Source organism: Nocardia higoensis NBRC 100133, assembly GCF_000308595.1.
Lineage (GTDB): Bacteria > Actinomycetota > Actinomycetes > Mycobacteriales > Mycobacteriaceae > Nocardia > Nocardia higoensis.
Map to the genome: position 1 here is coordinate 124,337 of NZ_BAGA01000004.1, position 25,823 is coordinate 150,159.

Annotated in this window: 22 protein-coding genes, 1 tRNA gene, 1 other RNA gene and 1 pseudogene; 13 read left to right on the forward strand and 12 right to left on the reverse strand. The window is 68.9% G+C overall.

The genetic code is table 11. From position 1 onward, the window contains the following. Window positions 1-32: 32 nt before the first annotated feature. From ON26_RS00760 to tgt, 3 genes are all read left to right on the forward strand, one after another. Window positions 33-1,769 (forward strand): ABC transporter ATP-binding protein, encoded by a 1,737-nt coding sequence (locus ON26_RS00760; protein WP_040793944.1) that lies wholly within the window; start codon window positions 33-35, stop codon window positions 1,767-1,769. Continuing rightward, complete coding sequence (locus ON26_RS00765) at window positions 1,766-3,685, forward strand: ABC transporter ATP-binding protein (protein ID WP_040793945.1); 1,920 nt, start codon at window positions 1,766-1,768, stop codon at window positions 3,683-3,685. Before ON26_RS00760 ends, ON26_RS00765 begins: the two co-directional genes overlap by 4 nt. 155 nt (window positions 3,686-3,840) lie before the next feature. Continuing rightward, window positions 3,841-5,097, forward strand: coding sequence for a tRNA guanosine(34) transglycosylase Tgt (tgt, locus tag ON26_RS00770; RefSeq protein WP_040793946.1), 1,257 nt, complete (start codon window positions 3,841-3,843; stop codon window positions 5,095-5,097). 18 nt (window positions 5,098-5,115) lie between these two features. Here tgt and ON26_RS00775 read toward each other — a convergent pair whose 3' ends face one another. After that, a complete protein-coding gene (locus ON26_RS00775) occupies window positions 5,116-5,781 on the reverse strand; it encodes a queuosine precursor transporter (protein WP_373280914.1) in 666 nt (221 codons plus the stop codon). Between the two features lie 145 nt (window positions 5,782-5,926). Here ON26_RS00775 and ON26_RS00780 point away from each other — a divergent pair, with 145 nt between their 5' ends. Further along, complete coding sequence (locus ON26_RS00780; protein WP_040793947.1) at window positions 5,927-6,586, forward strand: DUF4190 domain-containing protein; 660 nt, start codon at window positions 5,927-5,929, stop codon at window positions 6,584-6,586. Between the two features lie 93 nt (window positions 6,587-6,679). Here the strand turns inward: ON26_RS00780 and ON26_RS00785 are convergent, their stop codons facing one another. The 3 genes from ON26_RS00785 to ON26_RS00795 are packed head-to-tail and all read right to left on the reverse strand — an operon-like array spanning window position 6,680 to window position 8,842. Further along, on the reverse strand, window positions 6,680-7,351 hold the full coding sequence (locus ON26_RS00785; protein ID WP_040793948.1) for an RDD family protein: 672 nt from the start codon (window positions 7,349-7,351) through the stop codon (window positions 6,680-6,682). 52 nt (window positions 7,352-7,403) lie between these two features. Further along, complete coding sequence (gene gluQRS / locus ON26_RS00790; RefSeq protein ID WP_040793949.1) at window positions 7,404-8,339, reverse strand: tRNA glutamyl-Q(34) synthetase GluQRS; 936 nt, start codon at window positions 8,337-8,339, stop codon at window positions 7,404-7,406. Then, complete coding sequence (locus ON26_RS00795) at window positions 8,336-8,842, reverse strand: DUF309 domain-containing protein (protein WP_040793950.1); 507 nt, start codon at window positions 8,840-8,842, stop codon at window positions 8,336-8,338. Before ON26_RS00795 ends, gluQRS begins: the two co-directional genes overlap by 4 nt. Before the next feature lie 423 nt (window positions 8,843-9,265). Here ON26_RS00795 and ON26_RS00800 point away from each other — a divergent pair, with 423 nt between their 5' ends. After that, window positions 9,266-9,475: a DUF397 domain-containing protein gene (locus tag ON26_RS00800; protein ID WP_040793951.1), complete on the forward strand. Its 210-nt coding sequence runs from the start codon at window positions 9,266-9,268 to the stop codon at window positions 9,473-9,475. 143 nt (window positions 9,476-9,618) lie between these two features. Continuing rightward, window positions 9,619-11,001: a condensation domain-containing protein gene (locus ON26_RS00805; RefSeq protein ID WP_157171737.1), complete on the forward strand. Its 1,383-nt coding sequence runs from the start codon at window positions 9,619-9,621 to the stop codon at window positions 10,999-11,001. 54 nt (window positions 11,002-11,055) lie between these two features. On the opposite strand, the gene ON26_RS00810 is transcribed toward ON26_RS00805, so the two are convergent. The 3 genes from ON26_RS00810 to ON26_RS00820 all read right to left on the reverse strand — a co-directional run bounded on the left by ON26_RS00810 (window position 11,056) and on the right by ON26_RS00820 (window position 14,368). Beyond that, window positions 11,056-11,703, reverse strand: a complete 648-nt coding sequence (locus tag ON26_RS00810; RefSeq protein WP_157171738.1) for a hypothetical protein — start codon at window positions 11,701-11,703, stop codon at window positions 11,056-11,058. A 216-nt stretch (window positions 11,704-11,919) separates the two neighbouring features. Then, window positions 11,920-13,524 (reverse strand): TROVE domain-containing protein, encoded by a 1,605-nt coding sequence (locus ON26_RS00815; RefSeq protein WP_040793954.1) that lies wholly within the window; start codon window positions 13,522-13,524, stop codon window positions 11,920-11,922. A gap of 352 nt (window positions 13,525-13,876) precedes the next feature. Beyond that, entirely contained in the window at window positions 13,877-14,368 is a 492-nt protein-coding gene (locus ON26_RS00820) for a MarR family winged helix-turn-helix transcriptional regulator (protein ID WP_040793955.1), read from the reverse strand. 181 nt (window positions 14,369-14,549) lie between these two features. Between ON26_RS00820 and ON26_RS00825 the strand changes: the two genes are divergently transcribed. Then, a complete protein-coding gene (locus tag ON26_RS00825) occupies window positions 14,550-15,521 on the forward strand; it encodes an alpha/beta hydrolase (RefSeq protein ID WP_040793956.1) in 972 nt (323 codons plus the stop codon). Between the two features lie 36 nt (window positions 15,522-15,557). Here the strand turns inward: ON26_RS00825 and ON26_RS00830 are convergent, their stop codons facing one another. Beyond that, window positions 15,558-16,427, reverse strand: a complete 870-nt coding sequence (locus ON26_RS00830) for an aldo/keto reductase (protein ID WP_040793995.1) — start codon at window positions 16,425-16,427, stop codon at window positions 15,558-15,560. A gap of 178 nt (window positions 16,428-16,605) precedes the next feature. After that, window positions 16,606-16,693: transfer RNA gene (locus tag ON26_RS00835), tRNA-Ser, on the reverse strand. Window positions 16,694-16,798: 105 nt separating this feature from the next. On the opposite strand from ON26_RS00835, the gene ffs reads away from it, so the two are divergent. Further along, an RNA gene (gene ffs, locus ON26_RS32005) (signal recognition particle sRNA small type) lies at window positions 16,799-16,893 on the forward strand. A gap of 254 nt (window positions 16,894-17,147) precedes the next feature. Then, on the forward strand, window positions 17,148-18,434 hold the full coding sequence (locus ON26_RS00840; protein ID WP_040793957.1) for an aspartate aminotransferase type Ic: 1,287 nt from the start codon (window positions 17,148-17,150) through the stop codon (window positions 18,432-18,434). Between the two features lie 113 nt (window positions 18,435-18,547). Here ON26_RS00840 and ON26_RS00845 read toward each other — a convergent pair whose 3' ends face one another. Both ON26_RS00845 and ON26_RS00850 read right to left on the reverse strand, forming a co-directional pair. Next, window positions 18,548-19,390 carry a class I SAM-dependent methyltransferase gene (locus ON26_RS00845; RefSeq protein WP_373280913.1) on the reverse strand — a complete coding sequence of 281 codons (843 nt, stop codon included), beginning with the start codon at window positions 19,388-19,390 and terminating at the stop codon, window positions 18,548-18,550. A 65-nt stretch (window positions 19,391-19,455) separates the two neighbouring features. Continuing rightward, window positions 19,456-19,908, reverse strand: a complete 453-nt coding sequence (locus ON26_RS00850; protein ID WP_040793959.1) for a VOC family protein — start codon at window positions 19,906-19,908, stop codon at window positions 19,456-19,458. 147 nt (window positions 19,909-20,055) lie between these two features. On the opposite strand from ON26_RS00850, the gene ON26_RS00855 reads away from it, so the two are divergent. The 3 genes from ON26_RS00855 (at window position 20,056) to ON26_RS00865 (ending at window position 23,056) form a co-directional block, all read left to right on the forward strand. Then, on the forward strand, window positions 20,056-20,643 hold the full coding sequence (locus tag ON26_RS00855) for an HhH-GPD-type base excision DNA repair protein (protein ID WP_040793960.1): 588 nt from the start codon (window positions 20,056-20,058) through the stop codon (window positions 20,641-20,643). Window positions 20,644-20,745: 102 nt separating this feature from the next. Continuing rightward, window positions 20,746-21,447 carry a DUF8020 domain-containing protein gene (locus ON26_RS00860; RefSeq protein WP_040793961.1) on the forward strand — a complete coding sequence of 234 codons (702 nt, stop codon included), beginning with the start codon at window positions 20,746-20,748 and terminating at the stop codon, window positions 21,445-21,447. A 340-nt stretch (window positions 21,448-21,787) separates the two neighbouring features. Then, window positions 21,788-23,056: an ROK family transcriptional regulator gene (locus tag ON26_RS00865; protein WP_040793962.1), complete on the forward strand. Its 1,269-nt coding sequence runs from the start codon at window positions 21,788-21,790 to the stop codon at window positions 23,054-23,056. Between the two features lie 212 nt (window positions 23,057-23,268). Here ON26_RS00865 and ON26_RS00870 read toward each other — a convergent pair whose 3' ends face one another. Continuing rightward, window positions 23,269-24,900 carry a DUF2207 family protein gene (locus ON26_RS00870; protein WP_040793963.1) on the reverse strand — a complete coding sequence of 544 codons (1,632 nt, stop codon included), beginning with the start codon at window positions 24,898-24,900 and terminating at the stop codon, window positions 23,269-23,271. Window positions 24,901-25,144: 244 nt separating this feature from the next. On the opposite strand from ON26_RS00870, the pseudogene ON26_RS34000 reads away from it, so the two are divergent. After that, window positions 25,145-25,823: pseudogene (locus ON26_RS34000) on the forward strand (hypothetical protein); the annotation flags it as partial.

Sequence of the window (25,823 nt, forward strand, 5' to 3'; positions counted from 1 at the left end):
GGCGTCGATTTGGCGGTAGCCTGCCTCCCATCATGTTGATCAGACTGCTCAGGACGTTTCTGTCCCCGTACCGCGCTCAGCTGGCGGGGGTCGTCGCGCTCCAGCTGGTCTCGGTCATCGCCATGCTCTACCTGCCCAGTCTCAACGCCGATCTCATCGACAACGGCGTGACCAAGGGCGATATCGGCTACATCTGGAACACCGGCCTGTGGATGCTCGCGGTGACCGTGGTGCAGATCGTGGCCTCGGCCTCGTCGGTGTTCCTGGGCGCGCAGGCGGCCATGCGCGCCGGCCGCGATCTGCGCGCCGCGCTCGTGCACCGGGTGGGCACCTTCTCCGCCCGTGAGGTCGGCGTGTTCGGCGCGCCCTCGTTGATCACCCGCAACACCAACGATGTGCAGCAGGTGCAGCTGCTGGTCGTGATGTCGGTGACGGTGCTGGTGATGGCTCCGATCATGTGCGTCGGCGGCATCTTCATGGCCGTGCGCGAGGACATGAAGCTGTCCTGGCTGCTGCTGATCGCGGTGCCGGCGCTCGCGCTCGCCATGGGATTCGTGGTGGTGAAGCTGGTTCCCGGCTTCCGGCAGGTGCAGGAACGCATCGACGTGGTCAATCGGGTGCTGCGCGAACAGATCACCGGTATCCGGGTGGTGCGCGCGTTCGTGCGCGAACGCCAGGAGATCTGGCGCTTCAGCCTGGCCAACAGCGATCTGACCGAGGCCTCGCTGCGGGTCGGCAGGCTGATGGCGCTGATGTTCCCGGCGGTGCTGCTGATCAGCAACCTCACCACGGTCGGCGTGATCTGGTTCGGCGGGCACCTGATCGATCAGGGTGAGCTGGAGATCGGCTCGCTCACGGCGATGCTGTCCTACATCATGCAGATCCTGATGGCGGTCATGATGGCCTCCTTCATGGCGGTCATGGCCCCGCGTGCGGCGGTCTCGGCCGACCGCATCGGCGCGGTGCTGAACACCGAATCCTCGGTGCTGGAACCGGAATTCCCGAAGCCCTTCGACGGCGACCCGGGCATCGTCGAATTCGCCGGCGCCGAGTTCGCCTACCCGGGCGCGGAGAAGGCGGTGCTCAGCGGCATCAGCTTCGACGTCGAGCCGGGCACCACCACGGCGATCGTCGGTTCCACCGGCGCGGGCAAGACCACTCTGGTCGGCTTGGTGCCCAGGCTGATCGACGTCACCGCGGGCGCGGTCCGCATCGGCGGCACCGACGTACGCGAACTCGATCTGGAGATCCTGCGCGAGCAGATCGGCCTGGTCCCGCAGAAGGCCTATCTGTTCTCCGGCACGGTGGCGAGCAATCTGCGCTACGGCGACCCCGATGCCACCGACGAGCAGCTGTGGGAGGCGCTCGAGATCGCCCAGGCCGCCGATTTCGTCCGGGCGATGCCCGAGGGGCTGAACACCCCGGTCGCCCAGGGCGGCACCACCGTCTCCGGCGGTCAGCGCCAGCGCCTCGCCATCGCCCGGGCCCTCGTGCGCAGGCCCAGGATCTACGTGTTCGACGATTCGTTCTCCGCGCTCGATGTCGCCACCGACGCCCGGTTGCGCGCGGCGCTGCGGCCGGTGACCAGGGACGCCTCGGTGATCATCGTCGCCCAGCGGGTGTCGACCATCCGCGAGGCCGATCAGATCGTGGTGCTCGAGGACGGGCGGATGGCGGGCATCGGCACCCACGAAGAGCTGTTGCGCGACTGCCCCGAATACCAGGAGATCGTGGCGTCGCAGCTCGGCGCGCAGGAGGAGGCCCGATGAGACCGGGTGGACCGCAGCCGGGCGCACCGGACACCAAACCCAAATCGTTCAAGCCTTCGCTGAAACGCCTGCTGGCCAGGCTCGCACCGGAACGCTTCTACGTCTGGTGCATCACCGGCATGGTGATCGTCTCGGTGGTGCTCAACACGCTCGGCCCGTACCTGCTGGGCAAGGCCACGAATGTGGTCTTCGACGGCGTGGTCGGCCGCAACCTCGCCGACATGAGCGGGCTGACCAAGGACGAAGCGGTCCAGCGACTGCGCGCCGCGGGCAACGACACCCTCGCCGACATGCTCTCGGCGATGAACGTGGTGCCCGGCGTCGGCGTGGACTTCGGCGCGGTGGGCGGGATCCTGCTGATCGTGCTGACGTTGTACCTGGTCGCCGCGCTGTTCAGCTGGGGGCAGGCCTACCTGCTCAATATCGTCATCAACCGCACGGTCAAGCGGCTGCGCGCCGACATCGAGGCCAAGATCCACCGGCTTCCGTTGCGCTACTTCGATTCCCAGCCCCGCGGCGACGTGCTCAGCCGGGTGACCAACGATGTCGACAATGTCTCGCAGAGCTTGCAGCAGACCATGAGCCAGCTGCTGACCTCGGTGTTCACCGTGATCGGCATCCTGATCATGATGTTCTGGATCTCGCCGCTGCTGGCGCTGATCGCCCTGCTCACCGTGCCGGGCGCGGTGATCGTCACCGCCATGATCGCCAAGCGCTCCAAGCCGCACTTCGTGAACCAGTGGAAGTACACCGGCCTGGTCAACGCCCAGGTCGAGGAGGCCTACACCGGCCACGAGGTGATCACCGCGTTCGGCCGCAACCGCGAGGTCGGCATCGAGTTCGACAAGCGCAACGACAAACTCTACGAGTCGAGCTTCCGCGCGCAGTTCATCTCCGGGCTGATCATGCCCTCGATCATGTTCCTGGGGAACGTGAACTTCGTGCTGGTCGCGCTGGTCGGCGGGCTGCGGGTCGCGACGGGCCAGCTCTCGCTCGGCGAGGTGCAGGCCTTCATCCAGTACTCGCGTCAGTTCAGTCAGCCGCTCACCCAGATCGGTTCGATGATCAACCTGCTGCAGTCCGGCGTCGCCTCCGCCGAGCGGATCTTCGAGATCCTCGACGCCGAGGAGCAGTCGCCGGACCCGGAGATGGCGGCCGTGCGGCCGGTCGATCGCGGCCGGGTGGAGTTCGAGGCGGTGTCCTTCGGCTACGAGCCGGACAAGCCGGTGATCGAGCGGCTCTCGCTGGTCGCCGAGCCCGGCCATGTGGTCGCCATCGTCGGACCGACCGGCGCGGGCAAGACCACCCTGGTCAATCTGCTCATGCGCTTCTACGAGTTGGACGCGGGCACCATCACCATCGACGGCGTGGACATCACCGAGATGACCCGCGACAACCTGCGCTCGCGCATCGGCATGGTGCTGCAGGACACCTGGCTGTTCCGCGGCACCATCCGGGAGAACATCGCCTACGGCAACCCCGAGGCCACCGAGGAAGAGATCCTCGATGCCGCTCGCGCCGCCTACGTGGACCGCTTCGTGCATGCGCTGCCCGACGGCTACGACACCATGATCGACGAGGAGGGCGGCGGGGTCAGCGCCGGTGAGAAGCAGCTGATCACCATCGCCCGCGCCTTCCTGGCCAAGCCGTCGATCCTGATCCTGGACGAGGCCACCAGCTCGGTCGACACCCGCACCGAACTGCTGGTGCAGCAGGCCACCGCCGCGCTGCGCCGGGACCGCACCAGTTTCGTGATCGCGCACCGGCTCTCGACCATTCGTGACGCCGATCTCATCGTCGTCATGGAGGCGGGCCGGATCGTCGAGCACGGCGACCACCAGCGCCTGCTGGAGGAGCGCGGGGCCTACTACCGCCTCTACAACGCCCAGTTCGCCGCGGCCGCCGCGGACGTCTGAGGCCGGGCGGCGCTCGCACCGGGCGCCGCCGGAGGTTCGTGAGGAGGAAGTGGCTCGCCGCCCACGGCGCCGCCACCGCTCCCGGATCGCGCCCGCCGGGATCTGCGCACCCGATGACCTGCCCGGCGCGCCCTGGGCCCGGCGCGTGGGAGAGGATGGTCGGCGTGGAAGCCGGCCGAACACGCGAGACCTTCTCCTTCACCGTCAAGACCCGTCTGGGCGGTGAGCGATCCGGGCGCACCGGTGTCATCGACACCCCGCACGGGCAGATCGCCACGCCCGCCTTCGTGCCTGTCGGCACCAAGGCGACGGTGAAAGCCGTACTGCCGGAGACCATGCGCGAGCACGGCGCGCAGGCGCTGCTGGCCAATGCCTACCACCTGTATCTGCAGCCCGGGTCCGAGATCGTCGACGAGGCGGGCGGGCTGGGGAAGTTCATGAACTGGCCGGGGCCCACCTTCACCGACAGTGGCGGCTTCCAGGTGATGTCGCTGGGCGTCGGGTTCAAGAAGGTTCTGGCGATGGAGGCGGTCGGCGTCGCGAACGACGACGTGATCGCCGAAGGCAAGGAGCGCCTGGCCACCGTCGACGACGACGGGGTGACCTTCCGCAGCCACCTCGACGGCTCCAAGCACCGATTCACCCCCGAGGTGTCGATGGGCATCCAGCATCAGCTGGGCGCCGACATCATGTTCGCCTTCGACGAGCTGACCACGCTGCTCAATACCCGTGGCTACCAGGAGAAGTCGCTGCAACGCACGCACGAGTGGGCGCAGCGCTGCATCGACGAGCACGAGCGGCTCACCGTGGCCCGCAGCCACCGCCCCTATCAGGCGCTGTTCGCGGTGATCCAGGGCGCGCAGTACGAGGACCTGCGCCGCAAGGCCTGCCGCGATCTGGAGTCCATTCGCGGCGCGGCGGGTACCGAATTCGACGGCTACGGCATCGGCGGCGCCCTGGAGAAGCGCAATCTCGGCGCCATCGTCGGCTGGTGCTGCGCGGAGTTGCCCGAGCACAAGCCGCGCCACATGCTCGGCATCAGCGAGCCGGAGGATCTGTTCGCCGCTATCGAGAACGGCGCGGACACCTTCGACTGCGTGAATCCCTCCCGGGTGGCGCGCAATGCCGCGATCTACCGCGAGGACGGCCGCTTCAACATCAACACCAGCCGCTTCCGCCGCGACTTCACGCCCATCGACGAGGACTGCGACTGCTACACCTGCGCGAACTACACCCGCGCCTACCTCCATCACCTGTTCAAGGCCAAGGAGATGCTGGCCGCGACGCTGTGCACGATTCACAACGAGCGCTTCACGATCCGGCTGGTCGACCGGATCCGGGAGAGCATCGACGGCGGGTACTTCGACGACTTCAAGCACGAGGCGATGGCGAAGTGGCGTGGCGGGCGCTGACCCGCCACGCCACTTCGTTCAGCTGTGCAGGGGATCCGCGGTGACCGGTGCGTAATGCGGCTCACGTTGCTTCAGTATCGCGATGACGCGATAGGTGATCGGCATGACCACGATCTCGCACAATGTCTTCCACAGGAAGCCGACGATCACGAAGTTCACGAACTGCCCGGCGGTGTCGATGCCGATGGCGCCCGCCGCGATCGAACAGAAGATCAGGGTGTCGGCGAGTTCGCCGACCACGGTGGAGCCGATCAGCCGCGCCCACAGGTAACGTTCCTTGGTGCGCTCCTTGATGAGCACCAGCACTACGGAATTGAGCAGCTGGCCCACGAGATATCCGGCCAGACCGGCCAGCACCAGTCGCGGCACCGGGGCGATGACGCTGCGCAACTCTTCCTGGTTCTCGTAGAAGCCGGCGGCGGGCAGATTCAGCACGACGGCGAAACACAGCACGGTCAGCACCAGCGCGGCGAACCCGCTGTAGATGGCGCGGCGGGTGGCGCGGAAGCCGTAGACCTCGCTGAGCACGTCGCCGAGGATGTAGGCGAGCGGGAAGAGGAAGAACGCGCCGTCGGTGACGATCGGCAGGATCTGGAGCGGGCCGAGCGTGACGGATCGGTCGCCGAAGAATTCGACGCCCTTGGTCGCGCAGATATTGGAGATGATCAGCGTCGCGGTGAACATCGCGACGATCTGTGGGTAGTACCCCCGCGCCACCTGGGCGTACGCCGCGTGAACGGGCGCGGGGTGTCCAGACCCCTCGGGCTGTCGGGACTGCTCTGAAAGACTCACGCCGACCATCCTCGCAGGTGTGCAATACGCTGTATCCATGACGAATCCCGGCGATTCCGACGAATGGTGGAAACAGTACGGCGGTGAAGGCGTTTCGCCCGAGGCCGGCGGGCAGAGTTCTGCGCCGCAGTACCCGCAGCAGCCACCCGCGTACGGAGCTCAGTCCACCCCCCAGCCGGCGCAGGGGCAGTACCCGCCGTCGGGGCCGTCGCTGTACAAGTCGGGTGATTCCGGCCCGGCCTCTGCCCAGCAGTCGAACCCGGGATACGCCCAGCAGCCGGGATATCCGCAGCAGTCGCAGCCGAGCTATCCCCAGCAGCCCGGATATCCGCAGCAGCCGGGATACGGTCAGCAGCCCGGATACGGTCAGCCCGGCTACCCGCAGCAGGGCTATCCCGCGGCAGGCGGTTACCAGCCCTACGGCGGGCCGCCCTCGGGCGGGCTCAACGGCATGGCACTGGCCTCCATGATCGTCTCGATCCTGGGCCTGGTCTCCTGCTGCACCGTCATCCTCCCCGCGGTCGGCCTGGTGCTCGGCCTGGTGGCACTGAACCAGATCAAGACCTCGGGCGACGAGACCGGCAAGGGCATGGCGCAGGCCGGCCTCTGGATCGGCGTGGCGGGCGTCGTATTGAACCTGCTCTACTGGGTTCTCGTTTTCGCCGGCGCCATTTCAGGCTCCATGACCTCGTACTAGACCCGCGGATTCACCGCCTGCGGACCTGCGTCCGCAGACGAAAGGGGCGCTCCCGGTCGGGAGCGCCCCTTTCTGCTGTCGACCGGAAGCCGATCAGCCCTTGACGACCTGGGTACCGCCGGCGAACTTGTCGTGCCAGCCCTGCTTGTTCGGGTCCTGCTCGATGGTGATCGCGATGTAGATCGACAGGCCGATGGTGATCAGACCGCCGATGCAGGGCACCAGGCTGACCACGTAGAACAGATTGCGCTTGAGCGAGGTGGCCGGATCGAGGGCAGGCGCGCCGCCGGGAGCGATCACGCGCAGCCCCAGGATCTTCTTGCCGAGCGTCTGACCGCCCTGGGTGACCTCCATGCCCACGAAGTAACCGGTGATCGCGGCGACGACGAGGATGTTCTGCAGGATCGAACCGAACAGGCTGTTGGGCAGGATGAACGACAGCACGAGGGATACCGGGATGCCCACGATGAGGGAGTCGATGATGCGAGCGCCCAGGCGCGGCAGCAGTTCACCCGGAGTGACGCCGCCGTACTGCTGGCCGTAGGGCTGCTGCTGGCCGTACTGCTGCTGCTGCTGCCCGTAGTCGGGCTGGCCGTAGGGCTGCTGCTGGCCGTACTGGGGCTGCTGTCCATATCCTGGCTGCTGCCCGTACTGGGGCTGCTGACCGTACGGGTCCTGACCATAGGGCTGCTGACCGTAGGGCTGCTGGCCGTAAGGCTGTCCGCCCTGGGGATTCTGATTGGGGTCGTACCCACCGCTCGTCATCGCTACGTCCTAGTCGTCGATCGGGTGAACCGTAGATCGGTCATTTCGTACGTTACGGACTATGGCAGGGCCGTAACAACCCATCGTCGGCGAAGATCGAGGGCTCGCGGGGAAGAATAGCCGGATCGAAGCGGCGCAGGGTATCCGCCGCGCTGCCCGGCGGAAAGCCGAGCGAGGCGATCAGTCGCGCGGTGACCTCCTCCGCCCCGACTCCCGCGCGCCGCTGGTCGGCCAGCGTGACCGAGCCGTCGCGTTTGGCCAGCCGCTGCCCGTGTTCGTTGAGCACCAAGGGGACATGGGCGTACCGCGGTGCCGGAAGGCCGAGCAGCGAGGCCAGATACGCCTGGCGGGGTGTGGACGGCAGCAGGTCGTCGCCGCGCACCACCTGATCGATGCCCTGTTCGGCGTCGTCGACCACCACGGCCAGGTTGTAGGCGGGCACGTCGTCGACGCGGCGCAACACCACGTCGTCCACCCGGCCGATATAGCGGCCGTGCAGTTCGTCGTCGATCGCGAAATCGCGCACCGTCGAACGCAACCGGAGCGCGGGGGAGCGGCCCTCGGCGCGCTTGGCCGCCCGCTCGGCGTCGGTGAGATCGCGGCAGGTGCCGGGGTAGGCGCCCATCGGCCCGTGCGGCGCGCTCGCCGCCTGCTGGATCTCGCGCCGCGTGCAGAAGCATTCATAGGTGCGGCCCGCCTCGGTCAGCCGCTCGATCGCGGCGTCGTAGAGGGGAAGCCGCTCCGACTGGCACACCACCGGCCCGTCCCAATCCAGCCCGAGCGCCGCGAGGTCGGCGAGCTGACGCTCCCGTGCGCCGGGCCGGACCCGGTCCAGATCCTCCACTCGCAGCAGGAAGCGCCGCCCGGTCGAGCGTGCGAACAGCCAGGCGAGCAGCGCGGTGCGCAGGTTGCCCAGGTGCAGATCACCGGACGGGCTCGGCGCGTAGCGGCCCGCGCCTGCGGATTCGGGTGGCGGCACGACAGTCATGGTAGGTCGGGCGGCAGGCACAGCGTGGTGACGAGGTCGGCGTCGGCGAGCGGCACACCGCGATCGAGCGTGTCGAGCAGTCGCCGCGCGTGCGCGATGATGCCCGGTCCGTCGATGCGGTAAGGCAATCCGGCGGACGAGCTATCTCCTCGCTGATGGGCCTCGAGCCTGCCGATCGCCCGGGTGAGCAGCGTCCGCGCGCCCTTCGGATTGCCCCGCTGCAGGTGCGTGATACCCACCGCGTATTGCGCGAGTCCCTGCCACAGCATCTTCTCAGCGAACGGCCCGTTCTTCCATGCCGCTTCCAAAACTTCATGCGCATTGAATGCAAGACCATCATCTAAAAGTTGCTGCGCGAAGGTGAGGGTTTGCTGGGGTGGCAGATCCAGGTCGTCCGGAATTCGCGGCACACCAATGCTTCCGATCGGAAGAGGCCTGCCGAGGCGATCCCGCGGACGTGGATTTCGTGCGCGACCTGCCTCGTCGCGTGGGCGTTCGACCATAACCTTCATGATCCACGGTGCGCGCGCGGAATGGCACCCGGGTGGGGCATGTGGAACGCCGACGAGTGCCATCACGGGACAATCACGATGTCGCCCGGGTGGATCGCCGACGCCATTCTCGGGGGCGCTCACCGTCGGCAATGATCTGGCAACCGACATTCTTCGCAAGCTTGGCAAACTCGTAGAGCCCAATTGGCAAGAGCCGGGCAAACTCCCGGTCAAGCTGCTACTGTCGGGAGCGCGGGGGTCGCCCTCGCCAGGTGTTCTCACCTCGAGCCCGATGGCGATGACAACGCACGGGAGAGTTGCGCGCTACCACCAGGCGCACCGCGGGAATCGGAAGTTGGTCACCGCATTCCGGTGCTAGTCAGCACGATCCGGGAATCAATGTCTCGTTTTCGACGCAGCAAAGGAGCTAGTGCCGTGGAAGTTGATGTGACGGGCGCTGTGTGGCGTAAGAGCTCATACAGTGGTCCCGACGGGAACTGCGTGGAAGTGGCATTTCTCGGCGACGGCAACGTAGCGGTTCGCGACACCAAGGACAACGGAATCGGCCCGGTGCTGGCATTCACACCGGGCGAATGGGATGCCTTTGTGAACGGTGTCTCCGCGGGGGAGTTCCAGCGCGGCTGAGCGGAGCCCGCCGGAACTGCGGCAGCCGGCCCCGAGCCATCGATACGGCTCGGGGCCTGTGCGTCTCCGCTGCGAGCCGGTCAGGCCCTCGATCCGGGTGGTCGGGCCGTGCCCGGGGCGGTCGCGGCCGATAAGGTCGTGACGTGGATCGGATGGCCGCGCAGGACGCGACGATGTTCTGGTTGTCCAGGCGCAGCCGCAACGACCTGTTCCTGCTCTACGCCTTCGCCGACCTGGGCTGCCCGACCGCCGAACTCCGCGCGGCGGTCCTCGCCCGTAGCGCCCGGATCCCCGACCTGTGCGTGCGGCTACGCGAGGTGCCGGGGGATCTGGCCTACCCGGCGTGGGTGCCGTGCGAGATCTCCGACGAGCAGTTCGTCGAGCATCCCGTCGTCGCCGATTGGGCGGGGTTGCGGTCGGCGGTGGGGGATCTGCTCGGCACGGGAGTGGACGCGACCCATCGGCCGTGGCGGCTGCACGTCTTCCGTGGGGTGGCCGACGCGCCGATGCGGCGCTCGCCCGATGAGGTCACCACCATCGCCGTCCTGCAGATATCGCATGTGCTGGTCGACGGGCGGCGGGCCACCGCCGTGGCCAGGGAGTTGTTCGGCGGCGCAATCGATTCCGGCGGCGGATCGAGGCGTCCGTCGCGTGTGTGTCCGGCTCCGCGTCCGGCTGCCCGGCCGGATCGCATCGCCGCGGCCGTCGGCGCGCTGTTGCTGCCGGTGGCCGTCGCGCGCACCGTCCACCGTGGCATCCGAGCCAACCGCGCACGTGCAGAACTGGCCGCGCTGACCGCTTCGGGCGCGATCCCGCCACCCGGCCCCGGCTTCGCCCCGACCGCGGTGAACGACGGCAGTGCGCCGCCGGTCTCCGGCCACGCGGTCGACATGCTGGTCCTCGACAGCGCCGAGCTGCGCGTGCCGGGCTACACGGTCACCGTCGTCGTCCTCGCCGCGGTGTCGATCGCACTGTCAAAATACCTCGCCGCGACCGGCGCGGCGGTGCCCGAACTCGGCGCCCAGGTGCCGATGGCGCTACCGGGCGGCGGAAAAGGTCGGTCCCGCAACAACTATCGCAATCTGTCGGTCGACCTTTTCCTCGGCGAACCCGATCTGTCCGCGCGCGCGGACAAGATCGCCGCTGCGCTGCGCGCCCGAACCGAACGCGCCCGCCACCCGCTGCTGTCCGGCCAGGACCAGGTCACCGCCGTCACCCCTGCCTTGTTCCTGCGGCGCGACGCCGACGGCTGGCCCCTGGACCTGGTCCCGGATTCCATCGCGGGCAACACCGTCGTCTCCAGTGTCGATCGCGGCCCCGCCGACCTGGAGTTCGGCGGCCCCGCCCGCTTCACCGCCGGGTTCCCCGCCATCGGCTCGGTCATGCGCCTCACCCACGGTGTACACGGACTCGGCGAGACGGTCACCATCTCCCTGCACGCCGACCCGGTGGTCGTCACCGACCTCGACGGCTACGCGCGAGAACTACGGAAGGCGGTCGCGGAGGTCGTCGCGTCGCTGCGGTGAGCGCTGCGCGGTGCGGAAATCGCGCCGTCGGCCGTGCGGCGGTGCTCCCAGCGCTCAGGCGTTGTCGAGTACCTGCTCGCGCTCGGGCTTCACCGCGTCCTTCAACGGCTCGATGCCCAGTTCGGCGCGGGTGGAGTTGACCAGCGCCCGCTCCTGCTCGATCGCTTTGCGGATGGCCTTCTCCCACAGCGAGTTGATCTCGGTGAACTCTTCGCTGGTCGCCTCGTCGTCGAGCTGCAGCTTGAGGTATTGCAGCGTGATGTTGCGCGCCGCCCCGAGCGTGCTAACCAGGTCTTCGCACTGGTTGGGGATCTTCGGGGTGGACAGCAGGCGGAGCCGGTTGATGGTGCCGTTGCAGCCCCACAGCGCCTCGTGGATATCGTGACCGGCCCGCTCCAGTTCGAAGTCGTCGTCGACCTCCCAGCGATGGCACGACCACAGCTGCTGGCGCACCGAATTCGAGGTCTCCAGCACCGAGGACACCGCGGCCACCACGGCTTCGTGCCGCCATCGGTCGTGCTCGCGCCGCTCGCCCGCGTCGAGCGCGAGTTCGGTTGCGCGCCTGGCTTCCTCGAGCGTCTGCTGATGCCGCTCGCCGGCCGCGTCGATCGCCCGCCGGTTCGTCGTGTTGTTCATCAGGAATCCGACGAGCGCCGCACCGGCGACGATCAGCGAACCGAGCACGGGTAGCCACTGAGTCACCTGGGCATCATCGCACCGATCTGTGCCGGTCGTCTCCCCGGTCCGCCCATTCGCCGGCCTCCCGCGACGGGCCGGCGCCATGGGACGAGGCCGTATGCAGTGAAAACGGAACAGCCACAACAGTCTTCGATATCCGATCGATACCCGATCGCTATCCGGAACGGGTCCGGAGCCGGTCGCGCGGGAGGAGGGCGATCCTCCCGCGCGGCCGTGATCTCATGCGCCCCGGGCGAAATCCGCGAGCAGCGCCGGCACCGCCGCATCGAATCCGGCGACATCGAGCATCCCGGCGTCGGACGGATCGGCGATCGAGAAGTTCGTGGCGGTCATGCCGACCACGACGAGCTTCGCGTGCGGATTGATCCGCTCCCGGTAGCGTCGCAGCGCCTGATGCGGGTGCATCGTCCCGGCCCAGGTCTCGTTGTCGGTGTACACCGTGAACACGTCGATCTCGACCTCGTGCTCGAGCGCCCACCGCATCGGCAGCGCGCAGTCGGTGGCGCCGAAGGGCAGGTTCGACACCGCCCGGACCGCGTCGTCGAGTCGCATCCGCGGACCGATCGGCAGCGGCGACAGCGCCCGGTGATCCGGCTTCCACGGATCGTTCCCGCCGCCGGTGAACCCGAGCATCGTGTGCGCCGGCTCGGTGGCGGCGGTGACCAGCGCCAGCGCCGCGGATGCCTCGCGCGCCGAGATCGGCAGCCCGGAAACCGCCCGTGTCATCGATCCCGACACGTCGAGGGCGAGCAGATGCCGCTTACCCGTCGGCTCCACCGACTCGAACGCCGCGTAGAAGGCCGCGTCGAGCGCGTCGAGGATCGGCGTCGACGGCGCCCACTTGCCCGACCCGCGCGCCCCGTGACCGCCCGCGTAGGTGCGCAGCGCGACGAGCACCTGGATCGGATGCACCCGCGCCTTGCGCAACCGCACCGGGTCGCTCAGCCGAGCCGCGACCGCGGCCGTGCGCTCGCCGAGCGGCGCGAGCAGCCCCAGCCGCGTCAGCCTGGGCAGTTGCCGCAGCAGCGCCGTCTGCGGCAAACCGTTGTCCAGCAGCGCTTCCCACACCGCGGGCTCGGCCAGCGCGGCATCGGGCAGCATCTCCCACGACAGCCCGTACTCGCGCACGAGCTCCGCGACGTCCTCCGGCGCCGCCGCGCTCGCCCGCTGGAACCCCTCGATCAGCCGCAAGCCGTCGAGGTCGGCCGCACGCCCGCAGATCCAGTCGAACAGCCGCTTGCGGTCGTCCTCCCCGGTCACCGGGTGCGAGAGTCGCAGCAGGTCACGATGCGTCCAGCCCTCCCGCTGCCGGTACTTGACCGCCTGGAACGCCAGGTCGTCGACCGACTTGGCGGTGTACCAGCCCGCGACCGCCCGCCGCAGTCCGCGACCCCAGCCACGGAACTGCTCGACGTAGCGGGCGAACAGGAACAGATGGGTGCCCGTACGTGCCACCGCGGGCAACGCGTCGAGCGCGAGCCGCCTGCCCTCCTCGTCACCGAGCGCGGTCGCCGCGGCCAGCGCGAACAGCGCCGGATTCTGCTTCGGCGCCCGCCCCGCGGTCGAGATCGCGACGATCTCGGCGACCAGCTCCGCGCACCGCTCCTGCGCGAAATGCACGACCACCTCGGCGTTGTCCCTGGTCAGCTCCGTCGCGTTCACGTAATACGTGCCGCCGTCGGTACCGAGGGTGAGGAACCGGCGCAGCCGCACCTCGGGCGTCACCGGAAAAGTGAAGCCCCCGGCGTTGTTTCGCACCTGCCGCGCGTCGGCACGGGCCGACTGCGCGGTGATGCGACGGTTGATGCTTGCCAGAATGTCCATGATTCGCCCCCGGAAAGAAATGGGCAGGACGGGCGTGTGGGTGCCGACCGGGTGATTCGAGAGCCGAGGCCCTCGAGGGGAATCGAACCCGTATCGCCAGATAACCGATCGATCTCCGGCCCGTCCTGCGACGCTCGGAGCGGACGGACATGTGTATGCCGCCCGGCAAGGTGCTCTGCCGGCTGAGCTACGGGAGCTCGAAAGCTCCCGGCGGGACTCGAACCCGCGACATCCCCAGGAGAAGTGGTAACCGACCGGCTCCGGCCCGTCCACTCCGAGTGCGTCAGGGAGAAATGTATGCGCTCGGAAGTCACCGGGGCAACGCGTTTTCCCGCGCGGACCTGCCGGCCGATCAGGCCTTCGCGGTGTCCTGGGCGGCGGTGAGGTTGTGGGTGAGCTTGCGCAGCAGCGTCTTGAGCTGCTTGCTCTCCTCGTCGGTCAAACCCATGGTGGCGTTGAGCGAGGGAATGACGGTGCGGGCGTTGCGGCGCAGGGCCACGCCTTCCTCGGTGAGCGAGACGTCGACCTGCCGCTCGTCGTCGGCGCGGCGCTGTCGCGTCACCAGCCCGTTCGCCTCCAGGCGCTTGAGCAGTGGCGTCAATGTGCCGTAGTCGAGGTGCAGCTTGGCGCCCAGGCCCTTGACCGAGCACGGGCCGCTCTCGTACAGCGCGACCAGCACCAGGTACTGCGGGTAGGTCAGGCCGAGGTGGTCGATCAGCGGACGGTAGGCGCTGGTCATCGCGCGTTGTGCCGCGTAGAGCACGAAGCAGGTGAACTCGTCCAGGCTCAGGAACTCCGGTTCTTCCTCCCGGGCCGGGGCTTCGGGGGTGGGGGTGGCTGTCATGGGCTCTGCTCCTGGTTCGTTCCGCGTCGTCGCGTCGTTGTTCTCCCCGGTTATCGTACCTCGCAAGTTACTTTCGAAAAAGTAACTTGTGCACGAGGTAATCGTGTAATAGCGTCTCGTGTCAGAGGGAGGCGGTCGCTGAGACCCCGGCCCCACCACTTCACCGAGAAGGAGCACGACAATGTCCATCGAGAACGCGCCCGTCGTCCCCGTGCTGGAGCCCGCCGCCCAGGAGTTCGTCACGGCGACCGCCAACCCGCCGTACCTGTTCGACCTCGGCCCGATCGAGGGCCGCAAGACGGTGGACGAGGTCCAGTCCGAGGAGATCCGCAAGCCCGAGGTCGATGAGCAGTGGGTGACCGTGCAGGGCGGCCCGACCGGGCAGGTGCCGGTGCGGATCGTCCGCCCGGCAGGCGCCACCGGAACCCTGCCGGTGATCCTCTACATCCACGGCGCGGGCTGGGTGTTCGGCAACGCCCGTACCCACGACCGGCTGGTTCGCGAACTGGCCGTCGGGGCGGGCGCCGCGGTGGTGTTCCCCGAATACGATCTCTCGCCCGAGGCCCGCTATCCCGTCGCCATCGAGCAGAACTACGTCGTCGCCCGCTGGGTGGTCATCGAAGGCGCGGCCAACGGCCTGGATCCGGCCCGCCTGGCGGTGGCGGGCGACTCGGTCGGCGGCAATATGGCTGTCGCGCTGACACTGATGGCCAAGGAGCGCGGCGACGTGCCGCTGGTTCAGCAGGTGCTGTTCTACCCCGTCACCGACGCGAACTTCGACACCGGCTCCTACCACCAGTTCGCCACCGGCTACTTCCTGCGCCGCGACGGCATGCAGTGGTTCTGGGATCAGTACACCACCGACCGGGCCGAGCGCGCGCAGATCACCGCCTCGCCGCTGCGCGCCACCACCGAGCAGCTGGCCGGCCTGCCGCCCGCCCTGGTGATCACCGCCGAGGCCGACGTGCTGCGCGACGAGGGCGAGGCATATGCCGCCAAGCTGCGCGCGGCGGGCGTGCCAGTGGTCGCCACCCGCTACCAGGGCATCATCCACGACTTCGTGATGCTCAACGCCTTGCGCGGGACCAACGCCGCCGAGGCCGCCATCGCCCAGGCCGTCACCACCCTGCGCAAGGCGTTGCACGCGAACTGACGAGGAGCCCCCGTGTCGGCGCGCCGGCCGATCGGGTCAGGCTTCGGGGATCGGCATGCCGAACTTCTCGCGGGTGAGCACTTCCGGCTCGGGGCCGCCGCGGACACCGGTGTCGAGGGCGTCGATGGCGGCGAGCTGATCGTCGGTGAGGGTGAAGTCGAAGACGTCGATGTTCTCGGCGATGCGGGAGGGGGTGACGGACTTGGGGATCACCTGGCGGTGCTGTTGCAGGTGCCAGCGGAGCATGACCTGTGCGGGGCTCTTGCCGACGGCGGTGGCGATCTCGTTGATCACGGGGTCGGCGAGGGTGGAGCCGTGCTTGCCGTCGCGGTAGAAGGTGATGCCGCCGATGGGGGACCACGCCTGATCGAGGATGCCGTGCGCGGTGTCGACGGCGAGCAGTTCGGACTGGCGGAAGTAGGGGTGCACCTCGATCTGGTTGACGGCGGGCACGACGGAGGTGGCCGCCAGCAGGCGGGTGAGGTGGTCGGGCATGAAGTTGGAGACGCCGATGGCGCGGACCTTGCCGTCGGCGAGCAGGGTTTCCAGCGCCTTGTAGGCCTGGATCGTCAGGTCGAACTCGTCGGGCAGGGGCTGGTGCAGGATCAGCAGGTCGAGCTGTTCCAGGCCGAGCTTGCCCGCGCTCTTGGAGAAGGCGTGCAGGGTGGCGTCGTAGCCGAAGTCGCTGATCCAGACCTTCGTCTCGACGAACACCTGGTCGCGGGGCAGGCCGGAGCGGCGGATGGCCTCGCCGACCTCGCGTTCGTTGCCGTAGGCGGCGGCGGTGTCGACGTGGCGGTAGCCGACCGACAAGGCCGTCTCCACGGCCTCGATGGTCCGGTCGGGCGGGGTCTGGTAGACGCCGAAACCGAGGGCGGGGATCGTCACGCCGTTGTTCAGCACCATGTCCGGGACGTTCGTATCGGCCACGGGGGCCTCCTTTCGAACCGAGGGTCGTTCCAGGCCTACCCGATGCGGGCGTCGCGACGCGGGTGAACGGGATCCCGGGCCGGGGCACGCGGCTACCGCCGGAATGCAGATGGCCGGGTCGGTGAGGGAAAACCTCGACCGACCCGGCCATCTGTGGCGGAGGATAGGGGATTTGAACCCCTGAGGGCGTTAACCCAACCCGCGTTCCAGGCGAGCGCCATAGGCCACTAGGCGAATCCTCCGTGGAGCAGCATAGCGGGTGGTGGCCGGTGGATGCCAAACCGGGGTCCGGCGGGGGAGCCGGGGAGGGGTGGCAGCGGGGCGCGCGTGGACCGGCTATAGTGGGCGGCGGATCCCGCGCGGCGCGCATCCTGTGAACTCCCCCAGGGCCGGAAGGCAGCAAGGGTCAACGGGCTCTGCCGGGTGCGCGGGGTCCCCTCAATCCCCGGCCGGTCCGGCTCGGTGCTTTTCCCGAGATCGATCGAGCCCTGCTTCCACACTTCAGCGGCTGTTTCCGCAGTGCGGCGGCTATAACCGCAGGACGATGGCGAGACGGTTGCCGGCGGCTCCGACGCCCTCGGGCAACGACCCCCGTGACGGGGCGGCTGCGGGTAACGTGAACACCGTCTCCGGCGCCGGCCGCACGGCCGCGGCGGAAGTCACATATTTCCCCTCGCTGCTTGAAAGGCTGCCAGCATGCCCCGGCAAACGCAGATCGGTTTGATGAGCCATGACGAGCTCGTGTCCGAACACGAGACCCAGTCCGCGAATTACGCGAAGCTCCAGGCCGAGAAGCTCACGCTGGATCTGACCCGCGGCAAGCCCGCGCCCGAGCAGCTGGATCTGTCCAACGACCTGCTGACCCTGCCCGGCGACGGCGACTTCCGCGACGGCACCGGTACCGACTGCCGCAACTACGGTGGCCTGCACGGGCTTCCCGAACTGCGCGCCATCTTCGGCGAACTGCTCGGCATCCCGGTCGACAATCTGATCGCGGGCAACAACGCCAGTCTGGAGCTGATGCACGACACGATCGTGTACGCGATGCTCTACGGCACCAACGACTCCGAGCGTCGCTGGGCCGACGAGCCCACCGTCAAGTTCCTCTGCCCGGCGCCCGGCTACGACCGGCACTTCGCCATCACCGAATCGCTCGGCATCGAGATGATCGCGGTGCCGATGCTGGCCGACGGCCCGGATACCGCCAAGGTCGCCGAACTGCTCGCCGATCCGGCGGTCAAGGGTCTGTGGGCGGTGCCGAACTACTCGAACCCGACCGGTGTGGTTTTCTCGGAAAAGGTTGTGCGGGAGCTGGTTTCGCTGCCGGCCGCGGCTCCGGACTTCCGGCTGTTCTGGGACAACGCCTATGCGGTGCATCCGCTGACCGATACCGCCGCGCCGGTGCTCGACGTGCTGGGGATGGCGGCCGAGGCGGGCAACCCGAACCGGCCGATCGTCTTCGCCTCGACCTCGAAGATCACCTTCGCGGGCTCGGGTGTGAGCTTCCTTGGCGCGTCCACGGCGAACCTGGACTGGTATCTGGGACACGCGGGCAAGAAGAGCATCGGCCCGGACAAGATCAATCAGCTGCGCCACCTGCGGTTCTTCGGCGATGCCGAGGGCGTGCGGGCGCACATGCAGAAGCACCGGGCGATCCTGGAGCCCAAGTTCGCGCTGGTTCTCCGGATCCTGGAAGACCGGCTCGGCGCGTCGAAGGTGGCCTCCTGGACCGAGCCCAAGGGCGGCTACTTCATCAGCCTCGACGTGCCGGAGGGCACCGCGAGCCGGGTGATCGCGCTGGCCAAGGACGCGGGCATCGCGCTGACCGCCGCCGGATCGGCCTTCCCGTACCGGAAGGATCCGGAGGACAAGAACATTCGCATCGCGCCGAGCTTCCCGAAGCTGTCCGAGCTGGAGGTCGCGATGGACGGGCTGGCCACCTGCGTGCTGCTCGCGGCCACCGAGAAGGCGCTCGGCAAGTAGTCGCGGGAAAGCCTCGGCCGGACAGCCGAGCAGGCGCTCGGCACAGGCCCGCTGCACGACACGGCCCCCGGATCCACGAGAGATCCGGGGGCCGTTGTTCGTTTTCGAATCGATCAGGCCGGCTTGTGGGCGAGTACCGCGAACATGGTCACCGAGAGGTGGATGTCGCCGGTGCGGGCGCCGCGCTCCAGGTCGGCGAGCAGCTGGTCGCGCTCGGCCTCGGTGATGGAGCCGCGGGCCACCGCCATGGCGGAGATGCGGTCGACCAGCGAGCCGGGCCCGGCGGCGCGGGTCTGTACCAGGGCGTGCGAGCCGACCTCGTCGATGACCAGCCCGGCCTGGGTGAGCAGGCCGGGCAGCCTGCGGCCGGACAGCGGATTGGTGGTGGCCGAGATCAACGTCTCGATCACCTCGCGCGCCACCCGGCGGTCGCCGGGATGCACGATGGCGGTGTCCCAGTCGACGTCCATCACCACGGTGCGACCGCCGGGGCGCAGCACGCGGGCGATCTCGTTGGCGGCCCGAGCCGGGGCGGTCAGGTGCTGGAAGACGCGCTCGGACAGGACGGCGTCGAAATAGTCCGCGCCGAAGGGGATTCCGTAGGCGTCGCCGGAATGGAACTTGGCGGTGGAACTCTTCTCGGCGGCGCGGCGCTGCGCCGACGCCAGCAGGTTCGGGTCGGGTTCCACGCCGATGGCCTCGCCGGTCGGGCCGACCACGTCGGCGAAGACGAACACCTCCGAGCCGGTGCCGGATCCGATGTCGACCGCGCGTTCACCGGGGTGCAGGGCCAGGGCGTCGTGGGCCCAGGTGCGTAGTCGTTGGATGCCGGGAAGGGCTGCCTGCAGATCGCGAACGTCGACCAGCTGATTCTGGCCCGCGCTGTCGAAGCGGTCCGGGCGCAAACCGGGAGTGTCCATGCGCGCTTTTCCGTCCGTCGGGATCACCGTCGTCATGCGCCGAGCGTACGCGGGGGCACACCCGGTCGCAGCGCCAGGCTGTGACTCGAGTCACCGTGTGGTCACGCCGCGCAGAACTCGTTGCCCTCCGGATCGAGCATCACCCACCAGTGTCCGGCGGGGCCGCGGTCGACCTCGTTCACCCGGGTGGCGCCGAGCGATTCCAGCCGTGTCACAAGGGCGTCCAGGCCGTCGGTATCGGCGTGGATGTCGATGTGCAGGCGGTTCTTGATCGACTTGGGCTCGGGGACGTCCTGGAAGAGGATGCGGCGGCCCTGGCCCACGCCGCTCACCGGTTCGAACGGATCCTCGGGGTGGCGGATGGCGGCGTAGCCGCGGAAGATGCGGCGGCCGTTGTGCTCGGTGACCATGTTCTCGTGGATCTGGCCCACCGCCAGTAAACGCTCGATGAGCGGGTCGGGGTCCTCGACTTCGTAGCCGAGGGCCGCGGCCCAGAAGTCGGCCAGCACGGGCGCGTCACGGGTATCGACGACGAGCTTCCAACTCAATGCCATGGGCGGAAACTACACCGCGGCACCGACACCCGGCGGCCGCACGCGCACCGGATCGGGCCACGGCCTCCGCCCGCCGGGGCCGTGGCCCCCGGCGCGGCGGAAGTGGGATGATCGACCGAGGAAATGCCGGCGACAACGAGGGGAACGATGGTGAGCGTTACTTTGTGTCTGGCGCAGGAGCCCGCGGCCGACGAATTGCTGTCGACGAATTCGTTCGCCCTGCTCACCGGCATGCTGCTGGATCAGCAGTATCCGCTCGAGCACGCATTTCGCGGGCCACGCAAAATCGCCGAGCGGATGGGCGGATTCGATATACGCCGGATCGCCGAGGCCGATCAGGCGGAATTCGAGGAGCTGTGCGCCACGCCACCGGCAATTCACCGCTACGGCCGTTCGATGGCCAGGCGGACCCAGGATCTGGCCAGGTACGTGATCGAACACTACGACGGCGAGACCGAGCGCATCTGGACCGACGGCGCCCCCGACGGCGCGACTGTCCTGCGCAGACTCGAGGATCTGCCCGGCTACGGCAAGCAGAAGGCGCGGATCTTCCTGGCCCTGCTGGGCAAGCAACTCGGGGTGCGCCCGGACGGCTGGGAGAAAGCGGCCGGTGACTACGCCGAGCCGAATTCCCGGCGCTCGGCCGCCGACATCACCGACGGGCAATCGCTGCTCGAGGTGCGCGCGTTCAAGAAACAGATGAAAGCCCAGGCCGAAGCGGCCCCGGGCAAGTAATTCGAGTGTTGAAATCTCGCTGCGTTTTTTCCTCCCGATAGGGAGCCGGTTGCCGGATGCTTGCGTCCGAACAGCTCCACCGGATGAGAGATTGCAGCGCAGATGAAGAAGAGCAAGCTTGCCGTGCTCACGGCACTGGTGTCCATCGTGGCCGGCGTCGCCGGTGGCACCGCCAACGCCGCGCCGGCGGACGAAGCGGTGAACTTCACCGCCCACGCCACCGACACGCAGTCGATCATCTCGATCGATTCCGGCTCGCTGGTCGTCGAGGACAACGCACTGAAGATCAAGGCCGCCAACGGCGACACCCTGGCCGGGACCCCGCTGAACTTCCGTATCGACGAGTTCGAGTTCCCGATCGCCGCCGAGGTGTCCGAGCGGACCGCGACCCTGACTCCGCAGATCTCGCTGGACAAGGCCGTCTACAAGCCGGTCGCCCTGCCCTACGAGGACAAGGCCCCGTGGAAGAACGAGTACGACCGTGAGGTCGCCGCCTGGAACCGCCTGACCAGCACCATCAGCATGGGCGCCGCCGTCGGCACGCTCGTCGGTGGCCTCGGTGGCGGCGCGCTCGGCTGCGTCCTGGGCGGTATCGCCGGCGCGACCGTCGCCTCGGCCACCATCGTCGGGCTGTTCGGCCCCTTCGTGCCCGCGGCCGCGGTCGGCTGCATCGGCGGCATCCTGGCCGTCGGCGCGATCGGCACCCTCGCCGGTCAGATCTTCGTGACCGCGCCTGTCGCGATCGGCGCCGCGATCCAGTACTTCACCACGATCAACCAGCCGTTCAACGCGCCCGCCAAGTAGCAACTGGCGCAATACCGGCCCCGCCCAGCGCGACTCGCGCCGGGCGGGGCCTTTGTTGTGGGTGGGGAGGAAAAGGTTTGCTGTGGATTGCCTCACCGAAGGTGGCGGAAAGCTTGGTGCGGATGCGACAGGGGTGTTACCTTTTCTTTATGTCTGCCAGCCGCCCGACCGCCACGCGGGTCACCTACGTGACCGCCGCGCTGGGCCTGCGGCTGCCGCCGACGCGGGAACTGTGTTGTTCCTGCCGTCGGCGCTGAGCTGTCTTCCTCGCTCACGCGCCACCGTCGCCGTACGTGTAGGCACATCCCGTCCTCGGCCGGGCTTCAGCAAGGAAAAACAGATGTCTCTTCCCATCCTGGAACGCTCCAATTCCCGGACCACCGCCGCACGCGCTCGCGCCCCGCGTCCGGTCGTCGCCCCCGAACTCCGCATCAGCGACAACCCGGCCGCCGCTGTGCTGCGTGCCGCCACCGGCGGTCCGGTCTCGCGTGACAACGCCGCGCGGACAACGGGTTTGAGCATCGCGACGGTCAACCGCCAGGTCTCGGCGCTGCTCACCGCCGGTCTGCTGCGGGAGCGTCCCGACCTCACCACCCCCGGTGCGGTGGGCAGGCCGCGGGTGCCCTTCGAGGTCGACCACGACAGCTACCTGACCCTCGGCATCCACATCGGCGCCGTCTCCACCAAGATCGTGGCCGCCGACCTGCGCGGACGCATCATCGGCGGCCTCGCCATCGCGACCCCGCAGACGGGTCAGGATTTCGCCACCACCACCATCGCCCGCAGCGCGAAGGCCTTCCTGCGCCGCTGGCATCGGCGCCGCGCCCTGTGGGCGGGCGTGGCCATCGGCGGCCGCGTCGACCCGGTCGGCGGCACCGTGGACCATCCCGCACTCGGCTGGCAGGGCGCGCATCTGGGCGCGGTCCTCGCCGAGGTGCTCGAACTGCCGATCTCGGTGGCCCCGCACGTCGAGGCGATGGCCGCCTCCGAGCTGCTGCTGCCGGTCCCGCAGGCGGATCGCGCGCCCGAGCGCGGCGCCGGACTGTTCTTCTACGTTCGTGAAACCGCCGGTGTGGCGGTCACTCTCGACGGCCGGGTGCACACCCCGAGCAGCGGCCCCGGTTCCATCGCGCATCTGCCCACCGGCTCGGATGTGACCTGCTCCTGCGGCAGGCGTGGCTGCTTGGAGGCCACTGTCGGCGATCGCGCCCTGGTGGCGCGGGCGGTCGGCAAGGGAATCATCCCGGCGCACAACGGCACCGCGGGCTCGACCATCACCGACCTCTACAACGCCGCGGCGCAGGGTTCCGGCCCGGCGCACGACCTGCTGGTCGAGCGGGCCACGATCCTGGGCAACGCGGTCGCGCTGGTGAGCGACATGCTCAATCCCGACCGGGTCATCCTGGGCGGCCAGGCCTTCACCGGCTATCGCCCCGGCGTCGCGCACGTCGCCAAGGCCTTCCGCAGCGCGTCGGCCCTGCCGCCCACCGACATCCGGATCAGCGGATTCGGTGGCAAGGTGCAGGAATTCGCCGCCGTCGTGGCGTCGCTGAGCAGCCTGTACGCGGATCCGCTCGCGGCCGTGCGCCGGCTCGCCGCCTCGGAGTGAACCCGCGCGCCGCCGAGGTGCGCTGACTGCGGTCTCCCTACCTGCTCGAGGCCCGGTGAGAAACTCTCACCGGGCCTCGTTGCTGTCGGTACACCCGGGCAACACGAGGCGCGCGACATCTCCGGGCGGATCCTCCGGAGGTTCCGGGCCGGGGCCCGGCGGGCCGAAACCTCGCCGGGCGTGCGGGACTCGGGGTTCTCGCACTTCCGGGCTCAGACCTTGGGAGTGTTGAACAACCCCTCGACCGCGGTGATGAAGAACGGGAAGTCGCCGGCGAAGCGTTGCAGGTCGCGGTCGCGTTCGTAGCCGCCGAACCAGTAGAGCCCGGGCTGGGAGTCGTCGCTGGGGTCGATGGCGCGGAAGGTGCGGACCCAGCTGTCGACGCGGCCGGAGGCCACGGTGTAGGGCAGGGCGCGGGAGAAGACCGTCTCCTGATCGGCGGCGGGGATGTCGTCGATGCGGATGGTGTCGAGGCCGCGTTGCAGGGCACGGACTCGGCGGGCGATGTCGCTGCCGAGCGCGGTCCTGGCAGGCAGATGCTTCGGCAGCAGCGCGACGGCGACGCCCGCGAGCAGGATGGCGACGCCGACCAGGGCGTATCCGGAGGTCACCGCGAGCCCGACGGTGGCGAGCAGGCCCACCACGGCGAGGGCGCCGCCGAACCAGAGGTAGGGCCCGGGGCGCTTGCGGTCGACGAAGGTGCCGCGGTCCACCGAGTCGGCGATCATCGCGGTGCGAACCGAATCGTGCTGGGCGCGACCGGAATCGCGCACCTCGCGCAGGGTCACCGCATCGACGCCGTCGGGCAGCAGTGCGCGGTAGACGGCCCGCTCGTAGGCGCGCAGCTGGTCGTCGGGCTCGTTGATGCGGGTGATGCGCCAGTCACTCTGGGCGATCCGGGTGATCCACAGGTAGCGGCGCACCGCGAGATCGACCACGGTGGCGGCGATGTCGATCGGGTCGACGTGTTCGTCGAGCAGCAGTCCGGCCTCGCCGGGCAGGATGCCCTCGGGGGAGACGAAGCGGACGTGTCCGTCCGCGCGGTCCAGTGGGTCGAGCACATCCGAACCGGTGTTCGCCGTCTCGTTCTCGCGCCTGGCCCGCCAGACCAGCGCGGCCAGGGCGGCGAGCACGGCCGCCAGGACGCCGAACGCGATCAGCACCGGGGTGCTGATGGAGAACGGGCCCGGCGCGTTGTGGTCGACCACGTCGGCGTTGGCGGGCACCGTGCCGGGCGGAATCTGCACGGTGAGGTCGATGGCGTCGCCCTTGCGGAGGTCGGTCTGCTCGAGGTGCAGCACGCCGATGGCCTCGGTGCGCACATCGGCGCAGGGGCGGGTGTTGCCGGGCGGGCCGAGTTTGCAGTCCACGATGGCCAATTCGTAGCTCGGCGCCACCAGGGCCGCGCTGATCGAGGCGATGTCGGTGTCGACCACGCCGAGCCAGTGGAACACCTGGCTGCTCGGGGCGTCGCCGACGGTGTTGTGCACCGAATAGCGGAAAGTGGATTCGCCGGGCGGGGCGATGACGGTGAAGCGATCGTCGGCCGTCGTGGTGGAGCCGACGCCGGTCGTCTCCACATCGGTGACCCGGAAGCGGCGCTCGACATCGGGTTCGACCTGCAGCCGCAGCGGCAGCGACATACGGAACTCGTCGCCCTCGGGGACGGTCACCTTCTCCTCGACCTGCAGCACACCCTCGCGATCGAGCACCAGGTCGGCGATGATGGCGATGCCGTCGGCCTGCTCCGGCGCAGGCTGACCGTGCGCAAGGGGCGCGACGGCCGATGTCGCTGCGGCGGCCAGTAACAGCGCGCCCGCAGCGGCCCCCCGAAAACTCAACATGGTCGCCTACTTTAGTCAGGTTGGTATCGCCCGCCGGCGGCTGTTCACGGATGGCTGTTCGCGGCAAGAGCCGGGGGTGAGCTGATCGGTTCGTCGGCGCCGGCGCCGCCGCGCGCTCGGTCGGGAAAGGTTCGGGATGCGCTGACCCGGCCCTGCGCGACCAGGTTCACCGGCTACGCTTTTCAGTCAGTGGCTGTTCTCGCGCGACGGCCGGCGGCGATACGAGTATGGAGGGGTAGGGGGAGTGACCCAACCACCGCACGGCTACGGATCCGATCCCTCCGGTGGCCGCCCGGTCCCGCCGAACCCCGGCCGGGTCGGGTATCCCGGCCACGGTCAGCAGCCGGGACACCGGCCCGCGCATCATCCCGGTCACGCGCGGCAGCCCGGCTACGGTCAGCGTCCCGGATACGCACAGCAGCCCGGATACGCTCCACCGCAGGCTTATTCGCAGCCGGGTGCGTACTCCGCGCCGCAGCGGCCCGCCTACCCGCCCGGCTACGGCCCGCAGCGGGCCTACCGTCCGCCGATGCCGCCGCCGATGCCCTACGGTCCGCCCGGTCGTGGTTCGCAGCGGCCGCCGCGCAGGCGCGGCGGCGGTGGCCGGTGGCTGGCGGTGCTGCTGGTGATCGCGGTGGTGGTCGTCGGCGGTTTGGTGCGTGCGGCGGTCCGGCTCGATCTCACCGACCATCGCGCCACCGGTGCCGCGCCGAGTTTCACCTACGACCCGAACGGGACGGCCGCCTCCGAATCGGCGAGCAACCCCTTGCTCACCGATGCCGACCTCACTCTCATTCCGGCGAACTGCGATTACTCACCGTGGGGCACCCAGGTCGCCCTCGCCCGGGCGTTCTTCGAGAGCGCCGCGAGCTGCCTGGAGGCTGCTTGGAAGCCGGTACTCGCCGAGGCGGATCTGTCGTTCG